Here is a 14,645-nt window from a genome sequence, read left to right as displayed (position 1 = left end):
ATATGAGAGAAATTTTAAGAGTTTTATTTACTATTTTATTATTTACTAATGTAGTCTTAGGACAGGAAATTTTATTAAAGCATACCGTAGCAAAAGGGGAAACAATAACCCAAATTGCCCAAAAGTACAAAACAACCCCCACGGATATTTACAGACTTAATTCAGAATCCCAAAATGGAATTAAGGAAAATCAAATTCTGACCGTTCCAGATATAGCTTCTCAGCAAAAAGGAAAAATTATACATGTGGTCGGACCCAAAGAGACCATTTACGGATTGGCAACAAAGTATCATGTTAAAGTGGAAGAATTGCAAAAAGCCAATGAATCAACGCTAACGGATGGATTAAAAATAGGACAGGAATTGATTATTCCAGAAGAGTCCAGCCTAAAAAGTAACATTGAAGCAATGGATCAGAAAACTGCTGCGATGAATTCTTCAAAAATTATTCATGAAGTTAAGGCTAAAGAGTCTTTGTTTAGTATCGCAAGAACGTATAATGTTTCTGTGCGCGATTTAGAACAAGTGAATTTAGAACTTGTTAAAGACGGATTGCGTATTGGTCAAAATCTAGTTATTCCAAACAAAAAGAAAACCTTGGATGGTAAGGCAAGAATAATTACTGGTGAAACTATTTTTCATACCGTTTTGCCTAAAGAAACTAAATATTCAATATCCAAAAAATACGGAATCACAATAGAACAATTGGAATCACAAAATCCTGAAATCGTAAACGGATTGGTTGAAGGAAACAAGTTGGCTATTAATGTTAAGGAAATTAAAGCTACGAATGAGAATGAAGAGCTGATGATTGCTTTGGCAGAGAAACAGGTTGTCATTGAAAAGTCAAAAGCTAAAGCCGTTGAATACGAAAATTTAGAAGATAAATTAGCGGCTCAAAAAGAGATTAATCAAAAGGTTCTTAAAGTAAATGATTTGAAGGTTAATCTAAAAGAGATTGATGATTCAAAAGAGGGATCTGTTGAAAGACTTAAATTAGTTTTGGAAGCAAATAAAAATATTCAGGATATTTTAATTTCCAAATTAGATTCCCTTGTATATACCATGAATGAAGAATTAGATGAATTGAAAAATGTAGAGATTAATGATCTCGATGATTCTAAACGACTTGAAAAACAATCTTATGCGAATATTGCCAAAACAAACCAATTGTCCCATGAACTTAAAAAAGATTTAGCTGAGAATCGAAAAGTTTATGCTTCATTGATGAATAAAGCGGAGCGAATTGCAGTAGAGGAAAATTTAGAATACAAGAAAAAAGTTAGAGAAAACGGAAAAGTAAATGGGAGCGAATCAGTAAACGGTAACTCTTCTATGCTTGTTTTTGAGAAGATGAGTGCAGAACAAAAAACAAGGGATGAATTGAATGATAAGCTTTTGGCCAAAATTGATTCTTTGGATAGTGAAAAGAAGATTGAATTAAAACGTCAAATCAGCAAAGCAACTTTTTATGGTAGAGAGGCAAGGGATTATGATGATAAATTGGCGCTAGTCAAATTAAAAAAATATCAAGCTAAAGCAATTGAATCTCAAAAAGGGCAAACTCCTCAAGATGTTAAACCGCTCACTATTCAAGAAATGAGGGAGGAATTGGGAAAGGATTCCATAAGTTCTGAAAATGCAGCAAGAGTTGAGGTATTGGATAATCTCAAAGAGGTAAAAGAAGGGTATTACCTTGTTTTAGGAGATTATAGAGCAGCGGAAGAAAGAGATAAATTGATTATGAAATTAATTGATTCCGGAGAGCTGAATTCAAGTTTCTTTTATAATATCAATATTCTTTCGTATTATGTGTATACAAATTTTTTTGAAACGAAGGAAGAAGCGCTTTATGAATACAAACAAAAAAGAAATAAACCGCTTTATGAAAAAATGTTTGTTGTTAAAATCAAAAAAGAGTAGTTTATTTGGCAAAGAATTAACGGTACTTTTTAAACACTAATATTAATTTTACCTACCAATAAAAATTAAATTTATTAAACCTACACATGAAATATTTTTTACCACTCTTTGTTACTGTTTTTTGTATTTCTTTTTCGGCTTATCCCCAAAATAAAATAATAAAGCACGATGTCTCCAAGGGTGAAACTATAAATGAGATTGCTAGAAAATATAAGGTTACACCCTATGATATTTACCAATTGAATCCCGATGCACAAAGTGGTTTGAAACCTAACAGTGTTTTATTGATACCTAATAATTCAGGAAAGCAAGTTTCAAGTTCAGTTGTTAAAACCGGAGCGAAAAGCGGGACTCATGAAGTTGTTGCTAAGGAAACACTCTATAGTATAGAGAAAAAATACGGGGTTTCCGATGAAGCATTAAAAAAAGCCAACCCTTTTCTTGAAAAAGACGGATTACAGATAGGGCAAAGATTAGTGATTCCATCAAATAGTGTGGTGAAAAGTGCTACTTCAAATCAGGAAAAAGTAGTTTATCACGAGGTGCAACCAAAAGAAACTAAATATTCGATTGCTAAACAGTACGGAATTACTGTTGAAGAATTAGAGAAAAAAAATCCTGAAGTTGTTGTAAGTTTACCTGTTGGCTACAAATTGATAATTAAAGGCAATGCGCCAAAAGTTGATAAAACTGTTACTGCCGTTGAACCTAAAAAAGAAATTTCGATAGACAATGCTACAAAAGTACCAGCTTCGGCAGATCTTGTTGAATATATTGTCAAGCCGAAAGAAACTTTATATAGTTTATCAAAAATGTTTGGTTTAAGCCAAGAGGAACTGATAAAAGGAAATCCGGCTTTGGCTAATGGTGTGGAAGAAGGGATGATTTTGAAAGTGCCTTCTGTAGTTTTAGTTTCACAGGAAAGTAAAAAAGCATATGCATCTTTAGTAAAAAAAAGCAATGCTAACGGAAGGAAAAAGTTGGTTTTACTTTTGCCTTTTAATATGTCGAAAATCCAAGGAGATACTATTAATTCGACAGCTACCCGTTTGAAAAAGGATAAATTTTTGAACATGACTCTGGACTTTTATTCAGGAGCATTGATGGCTATAGATTCAGCTAAACAATTGGGGCTTACGATAGATGTAAGTATCTTTGATTCACAGGAAACGAAAAATACTTCTAATATTGCTTCTCTGATTTCGGAAAATAAGCTTGAAAGTGTGGACGCTATTGTAGGTCCTTTTTATCAGGCTAATGTTGAAAAAACAGCTCAATTATTAACTCTCAATCAAGTGCCTGTAATTTCTCCTTTGTCTAAAGATGTAGGTAATTCATTTTCTAATTTATATCAAACCATTCCAACGACTGCAACGATAAGAAGCGCTATATTTGATTTTATGAGATCGAAAGACGGAAATATTGTCGCGGTTATTGATAAGAAAAAAGAATCGATAAGAAAATATATTCAAGAGAATCAAAAAGATGTTCGTTTTGCGGCGCTGGCAGAAAATGGAGGTTTATCTGTTGAAAGTCTCAAAAGTTTATTTGTAAAAAATAAAACGAATTATGTAGTGATGGAGACAGGGAATACCTGGATGATAAAATCTACAATGGCTGCTATGTTGGCTTCTATGCCAATGTATTCTGTGCAATTGGTTATTTTAGAACCTAATGAAACATTGGATACAGACGAAATAGATTTTCCGGCTTTGGCAAAATTAAAATTAACCTATCCTTCCATGACGCGTGAGAATGAATCTCCTCAAGCGTTGATTTTTGAAAAAGAATACAGAAAGAAAAATAAGATTTTTCCAAGTACCTTTGCTACTAGAGGCTTTGATGTAACTTTTGATACAATGATGCGATTGTCACAAGATAAAAGTTATCAGGAAACAGTTGATTCAGTAGCAACAGAGCAAGTAGACAATAAATTTGAGTATTATAAAAAAGAAGATGGAGGATATGCTAATAAAGGAGTTTATATTCTTTATTACGATACTGATTTAACCATTAAAGAAGCGAACTAATGACATCAAAAGTAATTTATTTAGGCGATTTAAGAACATCATCTGTTCATTTGCAATCAGGTACTGAAATTGTATCAGATGCTCCTTTAGATAATAACGGAAAAGGGGAAGCTTTTTCTCCAACGGATAGTGTTGCAAATGCTTTGGCGACATGCATGATGACAGTTATGGGGATAAAAGCCCGAGATATGAGTGTTGATTTTAAAGGTTCTACCGCAGTGGTAACTAAAATCATGAACTCAGCACCAAGACGTATTGGAGCAATAGTAATTGTTTTTGAAATGCAAGGTGTTGTCGATGAAAAAAATAGAGTTATTCTGGAAAGAACAGCGATGACTTGTCCAGTCTTTTTGAGTTTGAGTACTGAAGTAGAGAAACGTATTACATTCAACTGGAAATAATCACAATCGATTCAAATAATAGTTTTTAGTTTACAGATGAAACTTTAAACCTTAAACTTTAAACTTGCTTTGGAACAAAACCAAAAACAACTTATAAAATTAGCTCATACTAAAATGCCTTTTGGTAAATATGAAGGCTGGTATCTTATTGATATTCCTGAATATTATGTCGTTTGGTATAGTAATAAAGGGTTTCCGAAAGGGGAATTAGGAGAGCAACTGCAATTAATTTATGAGTTAAAACTCAATGGACTCGAAGAATTAATTCGAAATATAAAAAAACGGTATCCCAAACCATAATAGATTATTAGGCTTGTAAAGGGCTAAATTGTTTGATTATTAGAAATGCGTTTTTTTTCTAATAATCAAGCAATGGATTAAAGTAATAATCCAATTAAATTTGTACTTTTGCCACGTTTTTTACACAACTACATTACAAACAACAACAGAATGAATCAAACGAAATATATTTTTGTTACAGGCGGTGTGACTTCTTCTCTAGGAAAAGGAATTATAGCAGCATCTTTGGCGAAATTATTACAGGCAAGAGGGTATAGAACTACTATTCAGAAATTCGATCCCTATATTAATGTTGATCCGGGAACATTAAATCCATACGAGCATGGAGAATGTTATGTAACCGACGATGGAGCTGAAACCGATTTGGATTTAGGGCATTATGAGCGTTTTCTTAATGTTCCGACATCTCAGGCTAATAATGTTACCACTGGTAGAATATATTTGTCGGTTATAGAAAAAGAAAGAAGAGGGGAGTTTTTAGGGAAAACTGTTCAAGTTGTTCCTCATATCACCAATGAAATCAAGGATAGAATGCAGTTACTCGGTAAATCGGGTGATTATGATATTGTTATTACTGAAATCGGTGGGACAGTAGGGGATATTGAATCTTTACCTTATATTGAATCTGTTCGTCAATTGGTTTGGGAACTAGGAGAAAATAACGGAATTGTAATTCATCTTACTTTAGTTCCTTATTTAGCTGCTGCAGGGGAGTTGAAAACAAAACCAACACAGCACTCAGTAAAAACCTTGATGGAAAGCGGTATCAAAGCTGATATTTTAGTTTGTAGAACAGAGCACGAGATTTCAGACGAAATCCGTAATAAATTGGCTTTGTTTTGTAATGTAAAAAGAGAAGCAGTTATTCAATCTATTGATGCCTCAACAATATATGAAGTTCCAAATTTAATGTTGGAAGAAGGTCTTGATGTGGTTGCCTTAAAGAAATTGGATTTACCTAAAAAAGCAGCTCCGGATTTAAAAAATTGGAATACTTTTTTACGCAGATTAAAAAACCCAAAGCATACCGTTAATATCGGTTTGATTGGAAAATATGTGGAAATGCAGGATTGTTACAAATCTATTTTGGAAGCTTTCATTCACGCTGGTGCTGCAAATGAAACTAAAGTTAATGTGATTTCTATCCATTCAGAATATATTGACGAAACAAATATAGACGAGAAATTGGCAGGTTTAGACGGAATTCTTGTAGCACCAGGTTTTGGTGAAAGAGGAATTGAAGGAAAAATTGCTGCTGTCCGTTACGCAAGAGAAAATAAAGTTCCATTTTTCGGAATTTGTTTGGGTATGCAAATGGCAATTATTGAGTATTCCAGAAGTATTCTTGGTCTTGCTGATGCCAATTCTACTGAAATGAATGATAAAACAGCTCATCCTGTTGTAAATCTGATGGAAGAGCAAAAAACAATTACAGACAAAGGGGGAACCATGCGTCTTGGGGCTTGGAAATGTGATTTAAAACAAGATTCATTAGCTTATAAGATTTACGGAAAGGAAACTATTTCTGAACGTCACCGTCACCGTTATGAGTACAACAGTAATTATGTTGCACAATTACAGAATGCGGGTTTAATCGCTTCAGGTGTTAATCCGGATACTGGTTTGGTTGAAATCATAGAAATAGAGGACCATCCGTTTTTTATTGGTGTTCAATACCACCCTGAATACAAAAGTACCGTTGCAAATCCACACCCTGTTTTTGTGAATTTTATAGCTGCTGCTGTTCAGGCAAAGAAAAAATAGTATTCAATTTTTTGAATCGGTGCTAGGTCACGGTATTCAGTAAACTTTTTTTAAAAAAAATAATGGAAGAAAAAAAATTTGACCTTAATTCGATTATAGGTTTTGTATTGATTTTTGGTATTTTGATTTGGATCATGTATCAAAATCAACCTGATCCTAAGGTGATTGCTGCTGAGAAAGCAAAAAAAGAGTTGTTGCTTCAGCAAGCAAAAGCGAAAGAATTAGCAGATAAAGCTGTAGCAAAAGCTACTGTCGCGGTTGCAACAACGAGAGATTCTACTCAATTAGCCCAATTGCAAAAAACTTTAGGAAATTTTGCTTATTCAGCAACACTTCCTTCTGCAAAGGCAGATTTTACAACTATTGAAAACGATTTGGTAAAATTGAAAATTGCCAATAAAGGAGGATATATTGTTGAAGCTACTTTGAAGAAGTTTGAGAAATTCAAGAAAGGTTCAGGAGAATTGGTTGAATTGATCAAAGACAACAATGCCGATTTAAATGTGCAATTGCTGACCAACGATAATCGTACTTTAAATACCAAAGACTTGTTTTTTGAACCAACAATAACAAAAGTTGGAGAGGATCAAATTCTTTCAATGAAATTGAAAGCAGGAGCTAATGAATTTTTAGAGTACAAATACATATTGAAACCAAACGATTATATGGTTGGTTTTGATATTCGTTCCCAAGGCTTGAATAAAGTTCTGAATACGTCAAAACCATTAGAGTTAGAGTGGAATTTGAAATCATACAGAAATGAGAAAAGTATTTCTTATGAAAATAAGTATACTGAGATTTATTTTGAGCATAAAGACGGAAAAACTGATTATGCTGGTTTGGGACAAAAAGAAGAAGAGACTCTTGAAAAAGCTACTTACGTGGCCTTCAAACAGCACTTTTTTACCTCTGTTCTTTTAACAGATAAACCTTTTGAGACAGCTAAAGTACAGTCTGATAATTTGGTTCATGATGAAAAAGTAGACAGTGTTTTTACCAAACAATTTAAAGCCAATATGCCTTTAGCTTTTGCAAATGGAGAAGTAGATTATAAAATGAGTTGGTATTTTGGACCATCTGATTATAAGACTTTAAAATCGTATGATAAAAATCTTGAAAAAATCATCACTCTGGGGTGGGGAATTATAGGTTGGATTAACAGATTTATTTTTATTCCTTTATTTGGTTTTCTGGGTTCCTATATAGCCTATGGTATTGCCATTATTATTTTTACAATTTTGATAAAGTTGGCTATGTCGCCAATTACATTTAAATCTTTCTTGTCACAGGCGAAGATGAAAGTTTTGCGTCCTGAGATTGCTGAATTGGGTGAAAAATTCAAAAAAGACCCAATGAAGAAACAACAAGAGACCATGAAGTTGTACAACAAAGCTGGGGTGAATCCAATGGCAGGTTGTATTCCAGCCTTGATTCAAATGCCTTTTTTGATGGCATCGTTTCAATTTTTCCCGTCAGCTTTTGAGTTAAGACAAAAAAGTTTCCTTTGGGCAGACGATTTGTCTTCGTTTGATTCTGTTGTAAAATTACCATTTCATATTCCTTTGTACGGAGATCATATTAGTTTGTTCCCAATAATGGCGGCAATAGCTATTTTCTTCTATATGAAAATGACATCTGGAGATCAACAAATGGCTACTCCACAACAGGAAGGAATGCCAGATATGGCTAAGATGATGAAAATCATGATTTATGTTTCACCATTAATGATGTTGTTTTTCTTTAATAGCTATGGTGCTGGATTGAGTTTGTATAACTTTATTTCGAATTTAATCACGATTGGAATTATGATTGTTATCAAAAGATATTTTATTGATAGCGATAAAATCCACGCTCAAATTCAAGAGAATAAGTTGAAAGAGCCTAAAAAGCAGGGTAAGTTCCAAAGAAAACTTCAGGAAGTTATGGAGCAGGCTGAAGCTCAAAAAGCGCAACAAAAGAAAAAATAATTTTAAAAAAAGCTCTCGTTTTCCGAGAGCTTTTTTTTGATTTATAAAGTGGGTAATAAAACTTTGTCCACTGCATGAATAACACCGTTTGAGCATTGCACATCGGTGGCAACAATGTTTGAAATTCTGTCATTGGTATCCTTAATTTTTGCTCCTCCGCTTAATTGTATTGTGAAAGTCTGAGCTGGAGTTAAAATTGGAGTTACTATTTGTCCTTCAGTTAAAGTTGCTGCCAAAACATTTGCTTCACCCACTACATGATATTGTAATACTTTAGTTAAGTTGGCTGCAGAAACGCTTGCAATTCCACCTGGGGCCAATTCGGTATTTAAAGCTGTAAATGCGTCATTTGTGGGAGCAAAAACGGTAAATGGTCCTGTTCCGGAAAGAATGCTTACAAAATCAGGCTGACCAGCTCCAGTTAGAGCCCCCACTAAGGAAGTGAAATTTGGATTTGCTGTTGCATGTGTTACAATAGTTGGTAAACCGATTACTTCGTCTACGATGTGTATTACGCCATTGGAGGCCATAATATCAGCAGTGGTTACCATAGCGCCGCCATTAAGGGCCACCATATTGGAAGCCGTATTAACATACATACTTAATGTGTTGGTCGAGGAAGCAGGACCCTTGGCTAATGTTTTGATATAACCAGTGGTTAAATCAGTCGATTTCAAAGTAGTTGAAATAACATGATTTAATAAAATTTCTGTTAAAGCAGCTTTTGGTACATCATTTATTGTTGCGTAAGGAGTCGTAGCAAGAAATGATGTAAAAGCAGAATTGGTTGGGGCAAAAACGGTATAAGATCCACTGGCTTGTAATGTAGTTGTTAATTCTGTCTTTTCTAAAGCTTGTACTAAGATACTTAAATCAGGAGTATTCGATGCAATTCCAGTTATTGTATTGTCAACTGGTGCAGTGTCATTATCATCATCACATGATATTGCTAGGACTGAAAATAATACAATCAGAGCTAGATTTTTGATTTTCATTACATTTTTCATGATTTTTTTGTTTAATTGTTTTGACTAAATTAATAAATCAATTTCTTATTTTGTTTAATAATTTAATAAAAATGATAAACAAAATAAAAATTTATCATTTCTTTTTTAATTGTTTAATGTTGCGGAAATAGAATGAATATGATGATAAAATGTTTTTTAGGAGTTAATTATGGTTTGTGGGTTATTTTTAAGTGATTTTTATTGAATCGAAAAGTTAAAACAAGTTGAACATTTTATAATGTTTGGTTTTTTTTTGTTGTTCATGCCTTTGGTTAGATTGATTAACAAAATCATTAAGAGTAATTTTGAGGCTTTAATTCATAGACTTAGAATCTACGAATCCTTAATTGGTAGTTATGAAGTAAGCGAATTAAATTTTAGAGTGAACTAATTATACTGGTGTTAGGACAAGGTTGTTCCATATTAATGTAAATTTGTCAAAATAAAATCAGCCTTTAGCAGTTAAATACATATAAATAAACTTGAAGTAGTAATGGAAAAAAATAAATTTTGTTTTTTTAAAATTTTCATAATGATTCTTTTTAGTCAGGCCTTATTATCCCAGACCGATATAAATAAATTGGATGAAAAGGGGAAAAAGCATGGCCTTTGGAAAGGATTGTATGAAGAATCAAAAAGACCCAGATACGAAGGTACTTTCTCGCATGGTAAAGAAGTTGGTGTTTTTAAGTTCTATGATGATACAAAAGCGGGGACTATAATCGCTACGAGAGAATTTAATGCAACGGATAATTCGGCTTACACTATTTTTTATAATCAGGATAAAAACAAAGTAAGTGAAGGGAAAGTGATGAATAAATTATTTGAAGGGCAATGGAAATATTACCATCATGCTTCAAATAACATTATGACGATTGAAAATTACAGCAAAGGAAAATTGCAAGGTGTGCGAACCGTTTATTTCCCTGACGGAAAAGTTGCTGAAGAAATGAGTTATAAGAATAATTTAAAGGAAGGACTTTACAAGAAATATACTGAGAAAGGAATTGTTCTTGAAGAGTCTAATTTTAAAAATAACGAGTATAACGGTAAGGCTGTTTTTAGAGATTCGGAAGGTAAGATTGTATCAAGCGGACAATTTCTAAATGGAAAAAAATCTGGTATTTGGCAGTTTTTTGAAAAAGGAGAATTGGTTAAGGAAATGAATATGAGTTTCCCTGAAAATGCTACAAAAAACAAGAACAAGTAAGTCTTGGGTTGCGCAAAAAGTATTGTAAAACTTTTTTGTACCTTTGCACCCTTGTAAAATTATAAAGATTTGAAAATGAAACGTGTTGTTGTAGGACTTTCTGGAGGTGTAGATTCAAGTGTTGCTGCTTATCTGTTGCAACAACAAGGGTATGAAGTTATCGGTCTTTTTATGAAAAATTGGCATGATGATTCCGTTACCATTTCAAATGAATGTCCTTGGTTAGAAGACAGTAATGATGCCTTATTGGTAGCTGAAAAACTTGGAATTCCTTTTCAAACGGTAGATTTAAGCGAACAATATAAAGAGAAAATCGTGGACTATATGTTCAACGAATATGAAAAAGGGCGAACTCCAAATCCTGATGTACTCTGTAATCGCGAAATAAAATTTGATGTTTTCATGAAAATTGCTTTGAGTCTTGGAGCCGATTATGTAGCTACAGGTCACTATTGTCAAAAAAGTGAAATTGAAGTGGATGGACAAACAGTCTTTCAATTAAAAGCTGGTGCCGATACGAATAAAGATCAATCGTATTTCCTTTGCCAATTGTCTCAGGAACAATTAGCGAAATCCTTGTTTCCAATTGGTGAATTGACCAAACCGGAAGTTCGTGAAATAGCTGCCCAAATGGATTTGATTACCGCTGAAAAGAAAGATTCACAAGGATTATGTTTCATTGGAAAGGTACGTTTGCCTGAATTTTTACAACAAAAATTGCAGCCCAAAGAAGGTAAAATTGTTCAAGTTGATAAGAATGATCCAATTTATTCTATCGAAAAATCGGCAGCTTTATCTCTTGAAGACGAATTAATATTAGAAGCTCAAAAATTAAATTACACTCCAACAATGGGTAAAGTAGTTGGAAAACATCAAGGAGCACATTATTTTACTATTGGACAACGTAAAGGATTGAATGTTGGAGGAACAACCGATCCGTTATTTATAATCGCTACTGATGTGGTGACCAACACCATTTATACCGGATTAACCAGCCAACACCCTGGGTTGTTTAAAAAAGCCTTGTTTATTGAAAAATCAGAATTGCATTGGGTTCGTGAAGATTTGGCTTTGGCCAATGGCGAAACCAGAGAGGTGATGGCAAGAATCCGTTACAGACAACCTTTACAAAAAGCAACACTCCACCAATTTGAAAGCGGAATGTATGTTTCCTTTGAGGAAGCACAGTCAGCTATTACCGAAGGACAATTTGTCGCTTGGTATGCAGGTGATGAATTGGTTGGTTCGGGCGTAATTTCCTGATTGAAAGTTAGGTTTCCCATTCGAAAGAGATTTTTTTTTCAATTTTTAGATGCACTCTGTTTTTTTTTAATGTAAGTAATTTAAAAAAGGATGGAGAGGCGAATTTTTTTGTTTCATATTTTTTTATTAGTACCGTATATAATAGATTATAGTTTTAAATAGTTTATTATCTTTGAAACACTACTTCCTTTAAGAATATGAAAGAATCACTACAGTTATTATTTATCTTTTTTATTTCATTTTCTGCATTTTCACAGGAAGACGCCTGGATCTATTTTAACGCAAAACCAAGCGCACCATTTTATTACGACAGTCCTTTAGAAATGCTTTCCCAGAGAGCTTTAGACAGAAGAACCACTCAAAATATAGCGTTGGATTTTAAAGATATCCCGATTGAGTCAAGCTATATTAACCAAGTGAAAAACACAGCAGGAATTACGGTTATGGCCAAATCGAAATGGTTGAATGCGATTCATGTTCGGGGAACTCAGGTAGTCATAAATTCACTAAATACTTTTGCATTTATTGATAGGATAGATTTTGCGGATAAAAGCCTTAATCTGGCGGGCAAAAAAGTCAATTCTTCTAAAATAGGCAAAGTAGATAAAAAGCTGCAGACTCAAATAGATTATTTGTATGGTACATCCGGAAATCAAATCCAGATGTTAAACGGTCATCAATTGCATCAGCAAAATTATACAGGAGGAGGAAAAATTATAGCCATTATGGATGCCGGTTTTCCTGGCGTTGATACAGCACAACCTTTTCAAAGATTGAGAGATAATAACCAGATTTTAGGGGGATACAATTTTGTGTCAAGAAACCCAGATTTTTGTGCTTTGGATTCACACGGTACTTCCGTGCTTTCAGCCATGGCTGGTTACACAGAGGATAAACTTGTAGGAACAGCTCCAGATGCATCTTATTATTTGTTTATTACCGAAGATGATACCTCTGAAAATCCCATTGAAGAATCATTATGGGTTGAAGCGGCAGAGAAAGCGGATAGTTTAGGAGTTGACATTATTAATACATCTTTAGGTTATTTTGATTTTGATGATCCTGCTTATAATTATACGTATAGTGATATGAATGGGACGACCGCTTTTATTTCTCGCGGGGCAGATATAGCGTTTAGTCGAGGGATGATTGTTGTGGCCTCAGCTGGAAATTCAGGAAATACTGTTGATCCACATATTGGTGCTCCTGCGGATGCTGCTGGTGTATTTGCGATTGGTGCGGTAACTGCAACAGAAACGTTGGCTGCTTTCAGCTCAATCGGGCCTTCATTCGATAATAGAATCAAACCAGATGTTATGGCTCAGGGCCAAACTGTTTTTTTGTCTAACGAATTGGGCGCTATTGGAACTTCAAGTGGAACTTCATTTTCCAGTCCGATAATGGCGGGAATGATTGCCTGTTTATGGCAAGCTTTTCCCTCCAAAACAAATCAGGAAATTAAGCAACTGATTTTGGAATCGGCAGATAGGTTTGCAACTCCTGACAATCAATTTGGTTATGGGATTCCTGATTTTGCATTGGCTGTAACGAAAGAATTAACGCGGCAACAGTTTTCTGAAGCTGATTTCCAGATTTATCCGAATCCAACGCCGGATGCTCTTTCCATTTCTTTTCCGGAAAATTTTAAGGAGGGAACATTTACTGTTTTTACTATTCTCGGTCAAAAAGTTTTAGAGAAGGCAGTGTCAAGACAATTGCCTACTATTTCCTTGAAGACATTGAGTCAGGGAATGTATCTTTATAAACTGGATTCGAAGGGCTTTTCAAAAACCGGAAAAATTATAAGAAACTAATTATTCGAAATCATAAATGAATAAAATTACTCAACTATTTAAAATTAAATATCCTATTATTCAAGGCGGAATGATTTGGAACAGCGGTTATAAATTGGCAAGTGCAGTCAGTAATGCCGGCGGTTTAGGGCTTATTGGTGCAGGGTCAATGTATCCTGAGGTATTGAGAGAACACATTCAAAAATGCAAAAGAAAAACAACAAAACCTTTTGGGGTCAATGTTCCGATGTTGTATCCAAACATCGAGGAAATAATGAAGATTATTGTTGATGAAGGAGTCAAAATTGTTTTTACATCAGCTGGAAATCCCAAAACCTGGACTCCTTTTTTGAAAGAAAACGGAATTACGGTTGTACATGTGGTGAGCAGTTCTGTTTTTGCTTTAAAAGCGGAGCAAGCGGGTGTAGACGCCATTGTTGCTGAAGGATTTGAAGCAGGAGGACACAACGGAAGGGAGGAAACCACCACATTGACTTTAATCCCAATGGTGAAAGAACAAATAAAGATTCCATTGATAGCGGCGGGTGGAATAGCAACTGGTCGTGGTATGTTAGCCACAATGGTGTTAGGAGCGGATGGAGTACAAGTTGGAAGTCGTTTTGCGGCATCGGTTGAATCGTCGGCACATGAAAATTTCAAAAAGACAATCATCGATGTAAAGGAAGGGGATACACAACTTACCTTGAAGGAACTGGCTCCCGTTCGATTGATTAAAAATAAATTTTATCAGGATGTGCAACAGTTGTATGAGCAATGCCCTACGAAAGAGGAATTGGTTCAATTGTTGGGAAGAGCAAGAGCAAAACGCGGTATGTTTGAAGGTGATTTAATCGAGGGTGAATTAGAAATCGGACAAATAGCGGGGTTAATTCACGAGATAAAAACAGCTGAAGATATTATAAAGGAGATGATTGCCGATTTTGAGACTGCAAGAGCTGAAGTGACAAAATTTGATTTTTAATTTTTA

11 protein-coding genes are annotated in these 14,645 nt (G+C 34.3%); 10 read left to right on the top strand and 1 reads right to left on the bottom strand.

Annotation, left to right across the window (positions count from 1 at the left end; genetic code table 11):
• Positions 1 to 2: 2 nt before the first annotated feature.
• From ABEB23_RS15515 to yidC, 6 genes are all read left to right on the top strand, one after another.
• Positions 3 to 1,922 carry a LysM peptidoglycan-binding domain-containing protein gene (locus ABEB23_RS15515; protein ID WP_348813537.1) on the top strand — a complete coding sequence of 640 codons (1,920 nt, stop codon included), beginning with the start codon at positions 3 to 5 and terminating at the stop codon, positions 1,920 to 1,922.
• An 86-nt stretch (positions 1,923 to 2,008) separates the two neighbouring features.
• Positions 2,009 to 3,952 (top strand): LysM peptidoglycan-binding domain-containing protein, encoded by a 1,944-nt coding sequence (locus ABEB23_RS15510; protein WP_348813536.1) that lies wholly within the window; start codon positions 2,009 to 2,011, stop codon positions 3,950 to 3,952.
• The gene (locus ABEB23_RS15505; protein WP_348813535.1) at positions 3,952 to 4,353 is read left to right on the top strand and encodes an OsmC family protein; all 402 of its coding nucleotides are present in this window, start codon (positions 3,952 to 3,954) and stop codon (positions 4,351 to 4,353) included. Before ABEB23_RS15510 ends, ABEB23_RS15505 begins: the two co-directional genes overlap by 1 nt.
• Positions 4,354 to 4,422: 69 nt before the next feature.
• Positions 4,423 to 4,653: a DUF3820 family protein gene (locus ABEB23_RS15500; protein WP_348813534.1), complete on the top strand. Its 231-nt coding sequence runs from the start codon at positions 4,423 to 4,425 to the stop codon at positions 4,651 to 4,653.
• Between the two features lie 150 nt (positions 4,654 to 4,803).
• Positions 4,804 to 6,417, top strand: a complete 1,614-nt coding sequence (gene pyrG, locus ABEB23_RS15495; protein ID WP_348813533.1) for a CTP synthase — start codon at positions 4,804 to 4,806, stop codon at positions 6,415 to 6,417.
• 62 nt (positions 6,418 to 6,479) lie between these two features.
• Positions 6,480 to 8,384 carry a membrane protein insertase YidC gene (gene yidC / locus ABEB23_RS15490; RefSeq protein ID WP_348813532.1) on the top strand — a complete coding sequence of 635 codons (1,905 nt, stop codon included), beginning with the start codon at positions 6,480 to 6,482 and terminating at the stop codon, positions 8,382 to 8,384.
• Positions 8,385 to 8,425: 41 nt separating this feature from the next.
• Here yidC and ABEB23_RS15485 read toward each other — a convergent pair whose 3' ends face one another.
• Entirely contained in the window at positions 8,426 to 9,391 is a 966-nt protein-coding gene (locus ABEB23_RS15485; protein ID WP_348813531.1) for a fasciclin domain-containing protein, read from the bottom strand.
• 532 nt (positions 9,392 to 9,923) lie between these two features.
• Between ABEB23_RS15485 and ABEB23_RS15480 the strand changes: the two genes are divergently transcribed.
• The 4 genes from ABEB23_RS15480 to ABEB23_RS15465 all read left to right on the top strand — a co-directional run bounded on the left by ABEB23_RS15480 (position 9,924) and on the right by ABEB23_RS15465 (position 14,639).
• Complete coding sequence (locus tag ABEB23_RS15480) at positions 9,924 to 10,601, top strand: toxin-antitoxin system YwqK family antitoxin (RefSeq protein WP_348813530.1); 678 nt, start codon at positions 9,924 to 9,926, stop codon at positions 10,599 to 10,601.
• Positions 10,602 to 10,676: 75 nt separating this feature from the next.
• A complete protein-coding gene (mnmA, locus tag ABEB23_RS15475) occupies positions 10,677 to 11,864 on the top strand; it encodes a tRNA 2-thiouridine(34) synthase MnmA (protein ID WP_348813529.1) in 1,188 nt (395 codons plus the stop codon).
• 197 nt (positions 11,865 to 12,061) lie between these two features.
• Positions 12,062 to 13,678, top strand: coding sequence for a S8 family serine peptidase (locus tag ABEB23_RS15470; RefSeq protein ID WP_348813528.1), 1,617 nt, complete (start codon positions 12,062 to 12,064; stop codon positions 13,676 to 13,678).
• A 16-nt stretch (positions 13,679 to 13,694) separates the two neighbouring features.
• A complete protein-coding gene (locus tag ABEB23_RS15465) occupies positions 13,695 to 14,639 on the top strand; it encodes an NAD(P)H-dependent flavin oxidoreductase (RefSeq protein WP_348813527.1) in 945 nt (314 codons plus the stop codon).
• Positions 14,640 to 14,645: the final 6 nt, after the last annotated feature.

This window comes from Flavobacterium maritimum (assembly GCF_040049085.1).
GTDB lineage: Bacteria > Bacteroidota > Bacteroidia > Flavobacteriales > Flavobacteriaceae > Flavobacterium > Flavobacterium maritimum.
The sequence above is the reverse complement of the archived record's forward strand: the minus strand, read 5'-3'. Positions and strand labels throughout refer to the sequence as shown.